Source organism: Ruegeria sp. F12, assembly GCF_056533885.1.
Genome location: NZ_JBQFOV010000005.1, coordinates 56,366 through 73,935, shown reverse-complemented (window position 1 = coordinate 73,935; position 17,570 = coordinate 56,366). Strand labels below are relative to the sequence as shown.

At 60.4% G+C, this 17,570-nt stretch carries 12 protein-coding genes; 6 read left to right on the top strand and 6 right to left on the bottom strand.

The window, feature by feature from the left end; genetic code table 11:
• Positions 1–108: 108 nt before the first annotated feature.
• Positions 109–603 (bottom strand): hypothetical protein, encoded by a 495-nt coding sequence (locus ACR0CA_RS08695; RefSeq protein WP_170788152.1) that lies wholly within the window; start codon positions 601–603, stop codon positions 109–111.
• 180 nt (positions 604–783) lie between these two features.
• Complete coding sequence (locus ACR0CA_RS08690; protein WP_480898371.1) at positions 784–3,066, bottom strand: adenosylcobalamin-dependent ribonucleoside-diphosphate reductase; 2,283 nt, start codon at positions 3,064–3,066, stop codon at positions 784–786.
• Between the two features lie 129 nt (positions 3,067–3,195).
• On the opposite strand from ACR0CA_RS08690, the gene ACR0CA_RS08685 reads away from it, so the two are divergent.
• The gene (locus tag ACR0CA_RS08685) at positions 3,196–3,627 is read left to right on the top strand and encodes a DUF1489 family protein (protein WP_480898369.1); all 432 of its coding nucleotides are present in this window, start codon (positions 3,196–3,198) and stop codon (positions 3,625–3,627) included.
• Here ACR0CA_RS08685 and hisG read toward each other — a convergent pair.
• From hisG to hisS, 3 genes are read right to left on the bottom strand one after another with little or no spacing between them, the layout of a single operon-like run.
• Positions 3,624–4,313, bottom strand: coding sequence for an ATP phosphoribosyltransferase (gene hisG, locus ACR0CA_RS08680; RefSeq protein WP_170753491.1), 690 nt, complete (start codon positions 4,311–4,313; stop codon positions 3,624–3,626). The two genes, ACR0CA_RS08685 and hisG, sit on opposite strands and share 4 nt — an antisense overlap.
• On the bottom strand, positions 4,310–5,398 hold the full coding sequence (locus ACR0CA_RS08675) for an ATP phosphoribosyltransferase regulatory subunit (protein WP_170788148.1): 1,089 nt from the start codon (positions 5,396–5,398) through the stop codon (positions 4,310–4,312). The genes hisG and ACR0CA_RS08675 overlap by 4 nt, the downstream gene beginning before the upstream one ends.
• 3 nt (positions 5,399–5,401) lie before the next feature.
• Entirely contained in the window at positions 5,402–6,889 is a 1,488-nt protein-coding gene (gene hisS / locus ACR0CA_RS08670) for a histidine--tRNA ligase (protein ID WP_480898366.1), read from the bottom strand.
• A 124-nt stretch (positions 6,890–7,013) separates the two neighbouring features.
• Here hisS and ACR0CA_RS08665 point away from each other — a divergent pair, with 124 nt between their 5' ends.
• Positions 7,014–7,208, top strand: coding sequence for a SlyX family protein (locus ACR0CA_RS08665; RefSeq protein ID WP_170352274.1), 195 nt, complete (start codon positions 7,014–7,016; stop codon positions 7,206–7,208).
• A 210-nt stretch (positions 7,209–7,418) separates the two neighbouring features.
• On the opposite strand, the gene dnaE is transcribed toward ACR0CA_RS08665, so the two are convergent.
• Complete coding sequence (gene dnaE, locus ACR0CA_RS08660; RefSeq protein WP_480898363.1) at positions 7,419–10,919, bottom strand: DNA polymerase III subunit alpha; 3,501 nt, start codon at positions 10,917–10,919, stop codon at positions 7,419–7,421.
• 344 nt (positions 10,920–11,263) lie between these two features.
• Between dnaE and xdhA the strand changes: the two genes are divergently transcribed.
• From xdhA to ACR0CA_RS08640, 4 genes are read left to right on the top strand one after another with little or no spacing between them, the layout of a single operon-like run.
• Positions 11,264–12,661 (top strand): xanthine dehydrogenase small subunit, encoded by a 1,398-nt coding sequence (gene xdhA / locus ACR0CA_RS08655; RefSeq protein ID WP_480898360.1) that lies wholly within the window; start codon positions 11,264–11,266, stop codon positions 12,659–12,661.
• Positions 12,658–15,060, top strand: coding sequence for a xanthine dehydrogenase molybdopterin binding subunit (gene xdhB / locus ACR0CA_RS08650; protein WP_480898358.1), 2,403 nt, complete (start codon positions 12,658–12,660; stop codon positions 15,058–15,060). The genes xdhA and xdhB overlap by 4 nt, the downstream gene beginning before the upstream one ends.
• On the top strand, positions 15,060–15,995 hold the full coding sequence (gene xdhC, locus ACR0CA_RS08645) for a xanthine dehydrogenase accessory protein XdhC (protein WP_480898356.1): 936 nt from the start codon (positions 15,060–15,062) through the stop codon (positions 15,993–15,995). The genes xdhB and xdhC overlap by 1 nt, the downstream gene beginning before the upstream one ends.
• Positions 15,992–17,509, top strand: coding sequence for an ABC transporter ATP-binding protein (locus ACR0CA_RS08640; RefSeq protein ID WP_170768971.1), 1,518 nt, complete (start codon positions 15,992–15,994; stop codon positions 17,507–17,509). The genes xdhC and ACR0CA_RS08640 overlap by 4 nt, the downstream gene beginning before the upstream one ends.
• The last annotated feature ends 61 nt before the right edge of the window (positions 17,510–17,570 follow it).

Sequence of the window (17,570 nt, the reverse complement as noted above, 5' to 3'; positions counted from 1 at the left end):
TGACAGGCATCCCCTTGCGGGGGCCACCAACACCAATGAAGCCGCGCTTATATCTGCAGTTCCGTCAGAGTCAACAGGTCCTGAAAAAATCCGGTCCGTTGAAACGGATCAATCCACCAACGGTCCCGCATTCGCCGCAGGCAGGCGCGGCACTGCGTGAAGATTGGGATCCATGCGTGGACGAGTCGGGAACGAGACCACCGTATTCGCGTGGCTGGCCGATTCGCCGCCAGCCTGACGGATTTCGACAAACTCATCGACCCAAAAGTCCTGTTCGCGTGCAGGACATCCTTCTTCGAATACCAAAAGAGGTTCAGCCTGCGTCGCCGAAACATATAACAGGGCCGAGAATTGCTGTGCCCCGTTGGTCAGGATAACAACACCCTGCGCACCGTTGCCCAATTCGTCTTCCGAGATGAAATGATGCAGAACATTCAGCGCCACCTCTCGGCCGTGCGGCAAAGAACCGTCCACAAAGGCGGCATGCCCGCGCCAAGACCACGCAGCCCCAACATTCAAAAAGGACAGAGGCGCCGCCTCAAGCCCATCCAGTTCCGTCTGTTTCCATAAAATGGCTATACGACCGTTTTGCCCGGCTCTCATTATACCCGCCCGCACCTTTCAACGTATCACTGCTTACGCAGGCGTTCTTATCAGGGCAAATTCTGGCAGAAAAGAGACGTTAACATATCGTTCATAAAAATGTTGCTAAAGAGATTCAGCTTCTGGCTTCTGGCGGGAAACGATCCCGCCAGAAGCCACAGCAATTGTCTGCGATCTGCGTCAGCCGCACTTAGAATGACCGCAGCTTCGGCAGGTCATGCAGCCCTCGATCATCGCCATATCGAACTGACCACAGGATGGGCAGGCTTTGCCGCGGGGCGCGTCAATATTGACCACCTGCGCCTGCGGGTCGGATTTCAGACCCATTCCTTCGCCTTCAAGAAAGCCGATATTGACCATATGCTGTTCGATCACGCCGCCAATCGCGGCCAGGATCGATGGGATGTATTTCCCCTGCACCCAGGCCCCGCCACGCGGATCGAACACGGCCTTTAGCTCTTCAACGACAAAGGACACATCCCCGCCCCGTCGAAATACGGCAGAAATCATGCGGGTCAGCGCCAGCGTCCAGGCGTAGTGCTCCATGTTCTTTGAATTGATGAACACCTCGAACGGACGACGGCGGCCACCAATGACGATATCGTTGATGGTCAGATAAATCGCGTGTTCGCTGTCGGGCCATTTCAACTTATAGGTCGACCCCTCCAGCGATTGCGGACGGTCCAGCGGTTCGGACATATAGACAACCTCGCCGCCATCCACCTGATGCGGGGCATCCGCGCTTTCGCCGGGGGCTTTGTCGGCGCTTTCGGACACTGTCAGGACCGAGCCGGTCACGTCATTCGGGCGATAGGTCGTGCAGCCTTTGCAGCCCTGATCCCAGGCCTGCATGTAAACGTCTTTGAAGGCGTCAAAGCTGATATCTTCGGGGCAGTTGATTGTCTTGGAAATCGAACTGTCGATCCATTTCTGCGCGGCGGCCTGCATCTTGACGTGATCAGACGGGGAAAGCGTCTGCGCGTTCACGAAATAGTCGGGCAAGGCGACTTCGCCGAACTTGTCGCGCCACATCTGCACGGCATAGTCCACTACCTCTTCCTCGGTGCGCGAGCCGTCCTTCTGCAGCACCTTGCGCGTGTAGGCGTAGGCAAAGACCGGCTCGATCCCCGACGACACGTTCCCTGCATAGAGCGAAATCGTCCCAGTCGGCGCGATCGAGGTCAGCAGGGCGTTGCGGATACCGTGTTCGCGGATCGCGTCACGCACGTCATCATCCATTTGCTGCATATTGCCGCTGGCCAGGTATTTCTCGGCGTCAAACAATGGGAAAGCGCCCTTCTCCTTCGCCAAATCGACCGAGGCCAGATAGGCGGCGCGGGCGATCGCGTGCAACCAGCGTTCGGTTTGACGCGCCGCTTCGTCGGACCCATAGCGCAAACCCAACATCAAAAGCGCATCGGCCAACCCGGTCACGCCCAGCCCAATCCGGCGCTTGTCTTGTGCTTCGGCCTCCTGCTCGGCCAGCGGGAATTTCGACGCGTCTACAACATTATCCATCATACGCACTGCGGTCGCGACCAACTCTTGCAACGCGGCCTCATCCAGACGCGCCGCGTCCTCGAACGGATCTGTCACCAACCGCGCCAAGTTGATCGAGCCCAGAAGGCACGCGCCATAGGGTGGCAATGGCTGCTCGCCGCAGGGGTTGGTCGCGGCGATGGTTTCCACATAGCTCAGGTTGTTGGCCTTGTTGATGCGGTCGATGAAGATTACGCCCGGCTCGGCATAGTCATAGGTGGCCTGCATGATCTTGTTCCACAGATCACGCGCCTGAACGGTATGATAGACCTTGCCGTCGAACACCAGTTCCCATGGGCCATCGGCCTTCACGGCCTCCATGAACGGATCCGTCACCAGCACAGACATGTTGAACATGCGCAGGCGGGCCGGGTCAGATTTCGCGGTGATGAACTGTTCGATATCCGGGTGATCACAACGCATGGTCGCCATCATCGCCCCGCGGCGCGAGCCTGCGGACATGATCGTCCGGCACATCGCGTCCCACACATCCATGAAGCTCAGCGGGCCAGAGGCATCCGCCGCCACGCCTTTCACATCGGCCCCACGCGGACGGACGGTCGAGAAATCATACCCGATCCCGCCACCCTGCTGCATGGTCAGCGCGGCTTCTTTCAGCATGTCGAAGATACCGCCCATGCTGTCGGGCACGGTGCCCATCACGAAACAGTTGAACAGAGTCACCTGCCGCGCTGTGCCCGCGCCTGCTGTGATGCGCCCAGCAGGCAGATATTTGAAATCTTCCAGTGCCTCATAGAACTTATCTTCCCAATGGGCCGCGTCATCCTCGACCCGCGCCAGATCGCGGGCTATGCGTCGCCAGCTATCCTCGACCGTCTGGTCGATGGGCGTGCCATCCGCTTCTTTAAAGCGGTATTTCATGTCCCAGATCTGCTCGGCGATGGGGGCGGCAAAGCGGCTCATTGGTGATTCCCTGTTCTGAAAGAGGTATCCAGACTACTCCAATTCACATCCAAACCACAACACCTTGATGACGTCGCATTGCGAGCTACAATATAAAGGTGGGCCTTGGGACGACTCTGTGGGAAAGCTGTGGATAAGTACGTAAACCTCATCAAACTGTCCGTCGGATCGGAAAGCGTTGATACGCTGATGGCGTGGCAGGACAGTCGCAGACCGCTTTACGAGGACGGCTGCCCGCGCCATGTCACCCGCATGTGGCCCAAGCGCGAGTCCGAGATTCTGAATGGCGGATCAATCTATTGGGTGATCAAGGGCGTAATCCAATGCCGTCAGCGCATCCTGCGTCTGGATGAGGTGCGCGGCGAAGACGGCATTCGCCGCTGCGCCATCGTTCTGGACCCGCAGGTCCATCGCACCCAGACCGCGCTCAAACGCCCATTCCAAGGCTGGCGCTATCTCAAAACCGAAGACACCCCTGCCGACCTGCCGGAAGGGCGAGAACAGGACGATGCCTTGCCCGACGATCTGAATCGCGCGCTTGCCGAGATCGGCGTGCTTTAACGCAGGCGATCCAGCAATGCGTTCAGTGTGGCCTTTGTCTCGGGGTCACATTTCGCCACCCGACTGCGCCACAGGGTCGCCTGCGATTGCAGGATCAGCCCGTCGGTCAGGATTTTGAGGTGGTTCGCCCGCAGCGTCTCGCCGGTAGACGTGATATCGGCAATCGCCTCGGCGGTCTCATTCATCACCGTGCCCTCGGTCGCGCCCTGGCTATCGACCAGAGTGTAATCGGCAACTCCCGCATCGGTCAGGAACTCGCGCACCAACCGGTGGTATTTGGTGGCAATCCGTAGCCGATGCCCGTGGGTCTTGCGAAACGCTGCTGCAGCCGCGTCCAGATCATCCAGCGTGTCTACATCAACCCAGCAAGCAGGTGTCGCGATGATCAGGTCGGCCTTGCCAAACCCAAGCTGCGAGATCTCCTCGACCTGTTGTTCCCAGCGGGGCAGTTTCTCATGCACCAGATCAATGCCGGTGACGCCCAGATGAATGCGCCCGGCGGCCAGTTCGCGCGGGATTTCCCCGGCAGACAGCAGGATCAGAGAGACCCCGTCGATGCCCTCGACCTTGCCAGCATATTCCCGATCCGATCCGCTACGCGACAGGGTGATGCCGCGCTTTTCGAACCAACCAAAGGTCTTGTCCATCAAACGGCCCTTCGAGGGCACGCCCAGTTTCAGGCTCATTGCGCGTCCTCCTCGATCTCCAGCATCAGGTCGGGGCGGATGACACCGCCCACCGCCGGAATTTCGGCCCCGTTCCCCAACTGCCGCGTCAGCGCGTCATAGCGCCCGCCAGTGGCGATGGGGGGTAGATCGGGGCGACCCTCAGCGTAGAAGCCAAAGACAAACCCGTCATAATATTCCATCGAGGTGCGGCCATAGGCGGCCTCGAAGTCCAGACGTTCCACATCCACGCCACGCGCCTGTAGCGAGGCAATCCGCGCCTCAAGCCGGTCCAGCGCCGGAGTGATCTGCGGCAGATCCACCGCCACGTCGCGCAGCTGTTCCAACGCAAAGGGCATGGTCTCACGCACGTTCAGCAGGGTTTCCAGCCCAACCAGTTCGTTGTCGGAGATAGGCGGTGTGTCGCGATCTTCGCGCAAGGCAGCGATCCGCGCTTCGATCTCGGAGGCACGGCGCTTGCCGATCATCGGGATGTCCGTATCCAGCGGATTTTCTGCATCCAACAGGCTGTCGCGCCCTTCAGGTCCCGGTTTGCGACCGGCAAAGCGGTCCAGCAGCACCCGGAATCGACGAGGCCGCCACAAGTGCCGCATCAGCGCCGCCTTGCGCCGGTCTGTGGTCTTAAGGCCCTCGACAGCGGCAGTCAGGATGCCGATATCCCCGGTCGCCGCGCGCAAAGGCAGCCCTCGCAATTGCAACGCGAGCAGCGAGAAGACTTCTGCATCCGCGCCTGCGGGATCATTGCGGTCGAATACTTCGTATCCGACCTGAATGTATTCATTCGAGCGATCCGGATCATGCTCCTGACGGCGGAACACCTCGCCGGAATAGGTATAGCGCGCGGGCTCGGCCCCGTCGGACATATGCATCTGCACCACGGGCAGGGTGAAATCCGGGCGCAGCATCTGCTCGCCCCGCAGCGCGTCCGAGGTCACGTAGGCGCGCGCGCGGATATCCTCGCCATAAAGGTCCAGCAGCGTGTCGGCCGGTTGCAGCAGCGGAGGGTCCACGACCTGTGCGCCTGCGGCCTCGAACCTCACGCGCATCATGGCAGCGCGGGCTTGTATCTGGGAACGGTTCGGCATGGGTCAGTCCTGACTGTCCAGAATTTCACGCACCTTGGCGACCAGATCGCCACGCGGCACTTCGAACTGGCTGGGGCGTTCTTTCCATTCCTCAAGCGTGGCGCTTTCGGCGATCTTGGCCCCAAGGATCAGGTCTTTGATCTGCACGATCCCATTTACTTTTTCATCGCCCCCCTCGATCACTGCGATGGGAGAGTTCCGCTTGTCTGCGTATTTCAGCTGATTGCCAAAGTTCTTGGGGTTACCCAGATAGACCTCGGCCCGGATACCTGCATTACGCAGCTCGGCCACCATCGCCTGATAGTCGGCCATACGGTCGCGGTCCATCACGGTCACAACCACGGGGCCTGTGGCTTGCGCCGCGATCCGGCCCTTTTCGCGCAGGGCGGCCAGCAGCCGGTCGACACCGATAGACACGCCGGTCGCAGGTACTTCCTGCCCTGTGAACCGCTTGACCAGGTCGTCATAACGCCCACCGCCCGAGACCGAACCGAACTGCCGCTTACGGCCTTTCTCGTCGAAAATCTCAAAGGTCAACTCGGCCTCATAAACCGGTCCGGTATAGTACCCGAGGCCCCGCACGACCGAAGGATCAATCTCGATCCGATCCGACCCGTAACCGCCCGCATCCAGCAGCGCCCCAATCTGTTCCAATTCTGCAATTCCATCCGCCCCAATCTTGCTGTCGCCAACGGCGGCGCGCAGGTTGGCCAGTGTTCCGGCGGTATCCGCAGCCTTGGAGGTTAGGAAAGCAATCACCGGCTCGGCCTGATCGTCGCTGAGGCCTACACCGTCGATGAACGCGCCCGAGGCATCCAGTCGGCCTTTGGTCAGCAGCTCACGCACCCCAGCCTCACCCACTTTGTCGAACTTGTCGATGGTGCGCAGAACATTGTCGCGGGCGGCGGTGACCTCGCCCAAACCCATCGCCTCCAGCACCCCGTTCAGAACCTTGCGGTTGTTGACCCGCACCAGGTAGTCACCACGCGGGATGCCCACGGTCTCCAACGTATCCGACAACATCGCACAGATCTCGGCGTCAGCCGCCATCGAGGCCGTGCCAACCGTATCCGCATCGCATTGATAAAACTGGCGATACCGCCCTGGCCCCGGCTTTTCATTGCGCCAGACCGGACCCATCGCATAGCGGCGATAGGGCGTCGGCAGTTCGTTGCGGTGCTGCGCATAAACACGGGCCAGCGGCGCGGTCAGGTCATAGCGCAGGGCCATCCAGTCACCGTTGCCGCCTTCGTCAAACTCCTGCCACGCAAATACGCCCTCATTCGGGCGATCCACGTCGGGCAGGAACTTGCCCAGCGCCTCGACGGTTTCCACAGCGCTGCTTTCCAGCGCATCAAACCCGTAGCGATGGTAGACATCCGCAATCGTCCGCAGCATCTCGGTGCGCTGCGAGACTTCCTGGCCGAAATAGTCGCGGAACCCTTTCGGCGTGACGGCCTTGGGGCGGGGCTGTTTCTTGGGCTTGGCCATGTGGGGCGTCCTTGCGGTTCATGTTCCGCGCGCGGTCTATCCCATGGCCCGCATCGGGGCAAGGCGCGCTTTCACTGGTGTTGAGGTCAAAGCGCCGCTATGACCACGCCCAAAGGAGAGCCCCATGCAGCATCTGGAAGAGCAGATCGCCCACCTGACCCGCACGGTCGAAGAGTTGAACACAGTCGTTACAACCCAACAGAGCGAGATCGACCGCCTGACCCGGCGCGTCGAGATGCTGTTGCAGCGCGAGGCTGAACGGGCGCAGGAAGGTTCCGGCGGGGTTGTGTTCGGCGACGAACGCCCACCGCATTATTAAGGGCTGAAACCTTAGCGCTCGTTTCACCGCAAGACCTGCTACGCCGGCGTAGTTACTTTGTCAGCGGTTAGGCAGCAACTGGTGCCAGCATTGTCACCCCCGAGATCGCGGCCCATCCGTGTCCAAGAGCGGACATGGTCGCAAAAAGGCTTTCCAACCGCATGAAGCTAAGCGCATTCAACACAGCTGTGTGGCACCATCGAGTTGGGCTCAAAACTCCTCGACCGACATCACGCCTTCCAGCGATTTGATCGCGCCCTTGATCTGGGGGTTGATCGGGAAATTCTGACCCAAGTCCATCTCGACCTCACCCGGCAATCCGGGGGCCATCAGCAACAATTGGATAGGCCCGCGCGCGGCGTTCTTGGCTGCGCTGGCGGCATCCTCCAGCACTTTAGCCACAGTAGGCAGCGCCTGTTCCTCATCCACAAAGATGCGCAGGCCGGTTGCACCCGCCTCGGCCACGACCGTATCCACCGGGCCGACAGACCGGCCAAGCAGCTTCAGCTGATCAGCTTCCATCGTCGCCTCGGCGGTTAGTACAACTTGCGCACCGGTTTCAAGATATTCGCGCGATTTCTCCAGCGTTTCCGAAAACAGCGTGACCTCATACGCGCCGCTGGGGTCCGAAAGCTGCGCAAAGGCAAACCGGTTGCCGCGCGCCGATTTCCGTTCCTGCCGACCAGCAACAACACCGGCCATCTTCGCGATGAAGGGCCCCGAGCGCGCCTTTTCCGTCACCTCATCCAGCGTCATTACCTGTTTACGTTTCAGCGCGGGCATATAGTCGTCCAGCGGATGGCCTGACAGGTAAAACCCGATGGCCTTGAATTCCTCGCTCAACCGCTCGGCAGGCAGCCAATCGGGCGTGGGCGACAGGCGCGGTTCCGGCAGGTCGTCACCCGCCTCACCAAAGAGCGACACCTGGTTCGAGTTCTTTTGTTCGTGGATAGCCGCCGAATACTGCACAAGCGGATCAAGGCTTTCGAACACGCGGCGGCGGTTCTTATCCAACTGATCAAACGCACCCGCCCGCGCCATCATCTCCAGCGGGCGTTTACCGACCTTCTTCAGATCAACCCGGCGGGCTAAATCGAACAGGTTCACAAAGGGCTTTTCCGCGCGACCATCGACCACCAGGTTCATCGCCTCAACGCCTACGTTTTTCAAGGCGCCCAGCGCATAGACAAGCTCTCCGTTCACCACATCGAAGGTAGCTTGAGATCGGTTCACGCAAGGGGGCACATAGGGCAACTCAAGCCCTTTGCGGACCTCTTCGAAGTAAACGGCTAGTTTGTCGGTCAGGTGGATATCGCAATTCATGACACCCGCCATGAACTCTACCGGGTGGTTCGCCTTCAGCCAGCCGGTCTGGTAGCTGACCACCGCATAAGCCGCAGCGTGGGATTTGTTGAAGCCGTAGTTGGCAAACTTGTCCAACAGGTTCCAGACCTCGGTCGCTTTGGTCTCATCGACATCATTTTCGGCAGCCCCTTTGAGGAACTTGGGCCGCTCAGCATCCATCGCCTCCTGAATCTTCTTACCCATCGCGCGGCGCAACAGGTCTGCGCCGCCAAGGCTGTAACCGGCCATTTCCTGCGCGATCTGCATCACCTGTTCCTGATAGACGATGATGCCCTGCGTCTCGTCCAGGATGTGGTCGATGGACGGGTGCAGCTTGTCCCGCTTACTGAGCCCGTTCTTAACCTCGCAGAACTTGGGAATGTTCTCCATCGGACCCGGACGGTATAGCGCCACAAGGGCAATAATATCCTCGATACAGTCCGGCTTCATGCGCTTGAGCGCATCCATCATGCCCGAGGATTCCACCTGAAACACCGCAACCGTTTTGGCCGCCGAATAAAGCTTGTACGTCGCCTCATCATCCAGCGGGATGGCGTTGATCTCATTCACCGCGCCTTCGGCGGGTTCATACAACTCGGTGCCATCGGGTGCGATATGAAGTTCGCGCCCGGATTTGAAGATCAAATCCATCGCGTTCTGGATCACAGTCAAAGTCTTCAGACCTAGAAAGTCGAACTTGACCAGCCCGGCCTGTTCCACCCATTTCATGTTGAACTGGGTCGCGGGCATATCGGACCGAGGGTCCTGATAGATCGGCACCAGCGCATCCAGAGGTCGATCACCGATCACCACCCCCGCCGCGTGGGTCGAGGCATTCCGCAACAGCCCCTCAACCTGCTGGCCATAGGTCAGAAGCCGGTCCACAACCTCTTCGCTGCGTGCCTCTTCGCGAAGGCGGGGTTCGTCTTTCAGGGCCTTTTCGATAGAGACAGGCTTGACCCCCTCCACCGGGATCATCTTGGACAGGCGGTCCACCTGCCCATAGGGCATCTGCAACACCCGCCCAATATCGCGCACAGCGGCCTTCGACAACAGAGCACCAAAGGTGATGATCTGCCCCACCTTGTCGCGCCCGTATTTCTGCTGAACGTAACGGATCACCTCTTCCCGACGATCCATGCAGAAGTCGATATCAAAGTCCGGCATCGAGACCCGCTCGGGGTTCAGGAACCGCTCAAACAGCAGCGAATAGCGCAGCGGGTCAAGGTCGGTGATCGTCAGCGCATAGGCCACGAGCGAGCCCGCACCAGACCCCCGCCCCGGCCCCACCGGAATGTCGTGATCCTTGGCCCATTGGATAAAGTCGGCAACGATCAGGAAATAGCCGGGAAAGCCCATGCCCTCGATGATGCCGAGTTCGAAATCCAGCCGTTCCTGGTATTCCTCGGGCGTCACCGCATGCGGGATCACCGTCAGACGTTTCTGCAAGCCCTCATTGGCGATACGCCGCAGCTCGGCGACCTCATCATCGGCAAATTTCGGCAGGATCGGATCTCGGCGATACGCCATGAAAGCGCACCGGCGCGCGATCTCGACGGTATTCTCAATCGCTTCAGGCAAGTCGGCAAACAGCGTCACCATTTCCTGCTGCGACTTGAAAAAATGCTGCGCGGTCAGGCGGCGGCGACCGTCCTGTTGGTCGACATACGCGCCCTCGGCGATACAGATCAGCGCATCATGCGCCTCATACATATCGGTGGTCGGGAAATAGACGTCATTGGTGGCGACCAAAGGCAGATTCTTGGCATAGGCCATCTCGACATGCCCACGTTCGGTTAGACGCTCTGCCTCGGGCTGGCCCCCTTCGCCCGGATGGCGCTGCAATTCGATATACAGGCGGTCCGGGAACATCCCAGCCAGGCGATCCACCAGAGCCTCCGCCGACGGACGCTGGCCTTGCTGCAACAGCATCCCCACAGGCCCATCCGGCCCGCCGGTCAGACAGATCAACCCGTCCGAGCGCTCGGCCAATTCGTCCAACCTGACCTGCGGCAACTGTCCGCCCTTGTCCACATAAAGGCAGGAACTCAGCTTCATCAGGTTCTCATACCCCGCCTCGGACTGCGCCAGCAGCACCAGCGGCGCGGGAGCTTTGGGCTTCTCGCCTGGCTGCGGCTGCACATAGGTCAGATCAACCTGACACCCCATGATCGGCTGCACCCCAGCGCCGCTGGCAGTCACGGAAAACTCCAAAGCCGAGAACATAGAATTGGTGTCCGTCACCGCAACAGCGGGCATCTCCATATTCTCGCACAAAGCGGGCAGCTTCTTCAGCCGCACAGCGCCTTCCAGCAGAGAATATTCGGTGTGAACACGTAGGTGAATGAATCGAGGAATACTGCTCATACCCGCTACGCTATCCCAGCCAGCGACGCGGCAAAAGCAGGAACCGCCGCTTTGAGATGCCTAAAAAATCAACACCTATTATTCGGATTTTTCAGAAGGTGCTTCGGCCGCAATTGGGCCCGATCTGCAAAAAGCGCTTTATTTACAGACAACTGATGTCTAGACAACGGCGAAAATCGCAGATCGTTCAGGTCCAATGGTGCATCACATAATCAGTTTTTCTTGCCAGATAAGGCGCGCTGTTTCTAACATCTGACGGCAAGCACTCTGCCCGCCCCTTTTTCTACGTCGCATCGAAGAAGGGCACCGAAGGGCGCAACCGGGTAAGGCGACGGGTTTCTCGAATGAACATCACGTTTCTTCTGAACGGAGAGACAGTGGAGCTGGCGGACGTCAATCCGACAGCAACTCTGCTGGACTGGCTGCGCGAGGATCGCGGCCTGACCGGCACCAAGGAAGGCTGTAACGAAGGTGACTGCGGGGCCTGCACCGTCATGGTCACGGATGAAGGTTCCAGCAAAGCACTGAATGCCTGCATCCTATTCCTGCCACAACTACACGGCAAAGCCATCCGCACCATCGAGGGCGCAAACGGCCCCGACCAGCAGGCTCACCCCGTGCAACAGGCCATGATCGACCTACACGGTTCACAATGTGGCTTTTGCACCCCTGGCTTTGTCATGTCGATGGTCGCGGGCCACACCAATGGCGTCACCGACCACGACACCCAGATTGCGGGTAATCTCTGCCGTTGCACTGGCTACGCCCCCATCATCCGCGCGGCCCGAGCCGCCGAATCCCAGCCAGTCCCAGCATGGGTTAAAGACGACCAATCCTTCTCTTGTTCAAAAATACCTCGGGGGGCGGCCGCAGGCCGGGGGGCGGAGCCCCCCTTGCTCCCCACCTCATCCGACGAACTGGCCGCGATCTATGCACAAAATCCCAACGCCACGCTCATCGCGGGCGCAACCGATGTGGGCCTCTGGCTCACAAAACAACTGCGCGACCTGGATCCGGTCATCTTCCTGAGCCGCTGCGACGACCTGAAAAACATCACCATCACCAATGACGAAATCCACATCGGCGCCATGGTCGACATGAACCGCATGTGCGACACGTTGACAGACCTCCATCCCTCCTACGCCGAGATGATCCGGCGTTATGCCAGCGTTCAGGTCCGCCACGCCGCAACCGTGGGCGGCAATATCGCCAATGGCTCACCGATCGGAGACAACCCGCCCGCCCTGATCGCATTGGGTGCAACCCTGCATCTGCGCAAAGGCGACACTCGCCGTCAGATCCCGTTGGAAGATTTCTTCATCGACTACGGCAAACAAGACCGCGCGCCCGGAGAATTCGTCGAAGCCGTCAGCTTCCCCCGCCAACCGGACCGGCTGAAAACCTACAAACTCAGCAAACGGTTCGATCAGGACATTTCAGCCGTCTGCGGCTGTTTCAACATCACCGTCACGGACGACACCGTCACCCAGGCGCGGATCGCGTTTGGCGGCATGGCGGGCACTCCGAAGCGGGCCACCCATGTCGAGGCCGCATTGATCGGCAAACCCTGGACCGCTGCGACCATTCAGGCCGCGCTGCCCGCCTTTGCTGACGATTACCAACCACTCACGGATATGCGCGCCTCGGCCACCTATCGTCTGGAAACCGCCAAAGCGATGCTGGAGCGGTATTTCCTTGAAGATCGGGGCGAAGTGACCGACGTACTCAAGGTGACGGCATGAGCGTGACCAAACCCCTCCCCCATGACGCAGCCCCGCTGCATGTCGCAGGTGCCGCGCGCTATGTGGATGACATCCCAACGCCCAAGGGCACGCTGCATCTGGCCTTTGGCCTCAGCCCGATTGCCAAGGGCACGATCACCACGATGGACCTGTCGGCAGTAAAAGCCGCCAAGGGTGTGGTGCAAGTGATGACGGCGGATGATCTGCCTTTTACCAATGATGTCTCGCCCTCGATCCATGATGAGCCGCTGCTGTCGGACGGCACGGTTCATTATATCGGCCAGCCCGTGTTTCTGGTGGTGGCGACCAGCCATCTGGCCGCTCGCAAGGCTGCACGGCTGGGCAAGATTGACTATGCCGAAGACACACCGATCCTGACCATCGAACAGGCTCTGGCCGCTGACAGCCGGTTCGAGGACGGCCCCCGCATCTATGCCAAGGGCGATGCAGACGTGGCGATCGCGTCGGCCCCCCACGTGATCGAAGGTTCCTTTGAACTCGGCGGGCAGGAACATTTTTATTTGGAAGGCCAGGCCGCTCTGGCCTTGCCGAATGAGGGCGCGGACATGCTGGTCCACAGCTCGACCCAACACCCGACCGAGATTCAGCATAAAGTAGCCGATGCCTTGGGTGTGCCCATGCACGCCGTACGGGTTGAAACTCGCCGCATGGGCGGAGGGTTCGGCGGCAAGGAAAGTCAGGGCAACGCTCTGGCCGTCGCCTGCGCCATCGCCGCCCGCGCCACCGGCAAGGCCTGCAAGATGCGTTATGACCGCGATGATGACATGATCATCACCGGCAAGCGCCACGCCTTCCGCATTGCCTACAAGGCTGGGTTTGATGAGAACGGCCATATTCAGGGTGTCTCCTTCCACCATTACGTCATCTGTGGCTGGGCGCAGGACCTGTCGCTGCCCGTCGCTGACCGCGCGATGCTGCATTCCGACAATGCCTATCTGCTGCCGAATGCCCGGATTGAAAGCCATCGACTGAAAACCAACACCCAATCCGCCACAGCCTATCGCGGGTTCGGCGGCCCTCAGGGCATGGTCGGGATCGAACGCGTGATGGATCACGCCGCGCACGTGCTTGGGCTGGACCCGGTCGAACTGCGCCGCCGTAACTATTATGAGCCTGCGCATAAGGTGGCCGATCAACCGCTGCACGCGAAACCGCTGGACCGCCCCGACCCACACGAAGACCTGACCAGCCGTGGTGCTGTGGAAACCGGGAATGCCCCCGTTCGCCCCCTACCCGCCGACGGCAACACCACGCCTTACGGTATGGAAGTCAGCGATTTCGAACTGCACGGCATGACCGAAGCACTTCTGACATCCAGCGACTATGCCGCCCGTAAGGCCGCCATCGCCGAGTGGAACGCGAAGAACGGCGTGATAAAGAAGGGTATCGCCTTCTCGCCGGTCAAATTCGGGATTTCCTTCACGCTGACCCACCTCAATCAGGCGGGCGCGCTGGTGCATGTGTATCAGGACGGCTCGGTTCACCTGAACCATGGCGGCACCGAGATGGGACAGGGCCTGTTCCAGAAAGTCGCGCAGGTGGCCGCGTCGCGGTTCGGTATTCCCCTTGAGATGGTCAAGATCACCGCCACTGACACGGCCAAAGTGCCGAACACGTCAGCCACAGCTGCGTCCTCGGGCAGCGATCTAAACGGGATGGCTGTAAAGGCCGCCTGCGACAAGATCCGTGACCGGATGGCGGACTATCTGGCCGAACGGCATCAGGCTGATCCATCGGCGGTCACGTTCGCGGATGGGCACGTCTCGGTCGGCGCAGAACGCTATACCTTCGCCGAAGCCGCCGCGCTGGCCTATCAGGGCCGTATCAGCCTGTCCGCCACGGGGTTCTACAAAACCCCCAAGATCGAATGGGACCGGATCGCAGGCCGGGGCCGACCGTTTTTCTACTTCGCCTATGGCGCGTCCGTCACCGAGGTGGCGGTGGACACGCTGACCGGTGAAAACCGCATCCTGCGTACGGATATCCTTCACGATGCAGGCGCCTCGCTGAACCCGGCGCTGGATATCGGGCAGGTAGAAGGTGGCTATGTCCAGGGCGCGGGCTGGCTGACGACCGAGGAACTGGTCTGGGACGGAAAAGGTAACCTGCGCACGCATGCGCCCTCGACCTACAAAATCCCAGCCTGCTCAGACCGGCCCGATATCTTCAATGTCGCGCTCTGGGATGGCGAGAACCGCGAGGACACGATCTATCGCTCGAAAGCGGTGGGAGAGCCGCCCTTCATGCTGGGTATCTCGGCTTGGCTGGCCCTGTCGAATGCGGTGGCAGCCTGCGGTGACGCTTACCCCGCTTTGGATGCGCCCGCCACTGCCGAAGAGGTCTGGCACGGCGTCCAGCGGATGAAAGGGGGCATCTAATGGGATTTGATCTTGAGGCTTTGAGGGAGGCGGTCAATACCCACGGACGCGTGGTCCGCGTGGTCATCACCGTGATCAAGGGCTCGTCCCCGCGTGAGGTCGGTGCCGCCATGCTGGTCTGGGAAGGCGGACAAAGCGGCACAATCGGTGGCGGCACGTTGGAATATCAGGCTGCGCAGGCGGCAAGGTCGCAGGCCGCGCCGGCGCGGCTGACCCATCACGCGCTGGGTCCTGACATGGGTCAATGCTGTGGCGGCGCGGTTTCGCTGCTCAGTGAAGTCTATGATCACAAAGCGGTAAATGCGCTGGACGATACCGTCATCGCGCGATCTCCGACCGGCGGCGACATGCCGTTGTCGGTCAAACGGCTGCTGGCCGAGGCGCGCGGTCAGGGCATTGCGCCCGAGCCACAACTGCTGGACGGCTGGATGGTCGAGCCGGTTCATCAACCAACCCGCAACTTCTGGATTTGGGGTGCGGGTCATGTCGGGCGGGCGCTGGTCGACGTTTTGGCCCCCCTGCCCGATCTGGCGATCACATGGGTCGATACGGGGCCTGAGCGATTTCCCGACAGTATTCCTGCGAGCGTCACACCAGTTCCAGCAGCCAAACCTGCCGAGCTTGTCCGCCACGCCCCGCAGGACGCTGAACATCTTGTGCTGACATATTCGCACAATCTGGACCTTGAGCTGTGCAATCGACTGTTGACGCGTGGTTTTGGGTTTGCTGGCTTGATTGGCTCCGCTACGAAATGGGCGCGATTCCGGTCGCGGCTGGCGGCCCTCGGGCATTCCCCCGAACGGATCAGTCGGATCACTTGCCCAATCGGCGACCCCGCCTTGGGCAAACACCCGCAGATGATCGCCGTCGGCGTCGCCGCGCAGCTTCTGCGCCCTGCCCGACAAACCGAGTTGAAGAAGGACCTGAGCGCGTGACCACTCCACTATTAAGTCTGCAAGGGCTAACCAAGGCTTATCCTGGCGTCGTGGCCAATGATCAGGTGTCCTTCGATATCGGCGAAGGCGAAGTACACGCCCTGCTGGGCGAAAACGGCGCTGGCAAGTCCACACTGGTAAAAATGATCTATGGGCTGGTGAAACCCGATAGCGGCACGATGCTGCTGCGCGGCCAGCCGTTCGCCCCGCCCGAACCGCGCGCGGCCCGCGCCGATGGGATCGCGATGGTGTTCCAGCATTTCTCGTTGTTTGACGCGTTGAACGTGGCCGAGAATATCGCATTGGGAATGGAGAACCCGCCGCCCATGGGCGATCTGGCCGCACGTATCCGAGAAGTGTCCGAAACCTATGGCCTGCCGCTGGACCCGTATCGCACGGTGGGCGACCTGTCCGCAGGCGAACGTCAGCGGGTCGAGATCATCCGTTGCCTGCTGCAGGACCCCAAACTGCTGATCATGGACGAGCCAACATCGGTTTTGACCCCACAAGAGGTCGATATCTTGTTTGAAACACTGAACAAATTACGCGCCGAAGGTACCTCGATCCTGTATATCTCGCATAAGCTGGAAGAGATCCGCACGCTGTGCGACCACGCGACAATCCTGCGTCTGGGCAAGAACGTGGGCGAGTGTGTTCCCTCTGAGACCTCGGCGCGGGACATGGCCGAGATGATGGTGGGTTCGACCCTGCAAACACCGGAACGGTCAGGGCGGGATTTTGGCGAAGTTGCTCTGGATGTCAGCGGGCTGTCGGTACCGTCTCCGTCGGAATTCGGTACCGCGCTGCGCAATGTTCACATGACCGTCCGCAAGGGCGAGGTTCTGGGCATCGGCGGCGTCGCAGGCAACGGGCAGGATGAATTGCTGGGGGTGCTGTCGGGCGAAATCCCGACTGCGGCCGATGCGATCAAGTTCAACGGCCAGCCGATTGGCAAGCTGGGCCCCACCGCGCGGCGCAAGCTCGGTGTGCTGACCGCGCCCGAGGAGCGGCTGGGCCACGCCGCAGCGCCTGATATGAGCCTGACGGAAAACGCCTTGCTGACAGGATCCGTCCGCGAAGGGTTGGAAAATAATGGCTTCCTGAAATGGGCCGAGACCAAAAGCTTTGCCGAGAAAATCATCAGCGCCTTTGACGTCCGCACGCCTGGCCCCGAGAACGCGGCGCGGTCTTTGTCGGGTGGGAACCTGCAGAAATTCGTAATTGGGCGTGAGGTGTTGCAAAACCCCGATGTGCTGGTGGTGAACCAGCCCACATGGGGCGTGGATGCCGCCGCCGCAGCCTCCATCCGGCAGGCCATTCTGGATTTGGCGGCAAAGGGGACAGCGGTGATCTGCATTTCGCAGGATCTGGACGAGTTGATGGAGATCTCCGACAGCTTTGCGGCGCTGAACGAAGGCCGCCTGAGTGCGCCGCGAAAAACCACCGGTCTGACGGTCGATGAGATCGGCCTGATGATGGGCGGTGCTCATGGCATGGAGGTGGCGCATGTGTAAGCCGTGGAACCGTCTCCGGCGGCCGTATTTGGAACGAGAAAAAGACCTGGGGGTTTGAGCA

Coding starts and splice junctions, on each gene's coding strand:
- ACR0CA_RS08695 (WP_170788152.1), bottom strand. CDS start 603: ATGAGAGCCGGGCAAAACGGTCGTATAGCCATTTTATGGAAACAGACG.
- ACR0CA_RS08690 (WP_480898371.1), bottom strand. CDS start 3,066: ATGAGCCGCTTTGCCGCCCCCATCGCCGAGCAGATCTGGGACATGAAA.
- hisG (WP_170753491.1), bottom strand. CDS start 4,313: ATGAGCCTGAAACTGGGCGTGCCCTCGAAGGGCCGTTTGATGGACAAG.
- ACR0CA_RS08675 (WP_170788148.1), bottom strand. CDS start 5,398: ATGCCGAACCGTTCCCAGATACAAGCCCGCGCTGCCATGATGCGCGTG.
- hisS (WP_480898366.1), bottom strand. CDS start 6,889: ATGGCCAAGCCCAAGAAACAGCCCCGCCCCAAGGCCGTCACGCCGAAA.
- ACR0CA_RS08665 (WP_170352274.1), top strand. CDS start 7,014: ATGCAGCATCTGGAAGAGCAGATCGCCCACCTGACCCGCACGGTCGAA.
- dnaE (WP_480898363.1), bottom strand. CDS start 10,919: ATGAGCAGTATTCCTCGATTCATTCACCTACGTGTTCACACCGAATAT.
- xdhA (WP_480898360.1), top strand. CDS start 11,264: ATGAACATCACGTTTCTTCTGAACGGAGAGACAGTGGAGCTGGCGGAC.
- xdhB (WP_480898358.1), top strand. CDS start 12,658: ATGAGCGTGACCAAACCCCTCCCCCATGACGCAGCCCCGCTGCATGTC.
- xdhC (WP_480898356.1), top strand. CDS start 15,060: ATGGGATTTGATCTTGAGGCTTTGAGGGAGGCGGTCAATACCCACGGA.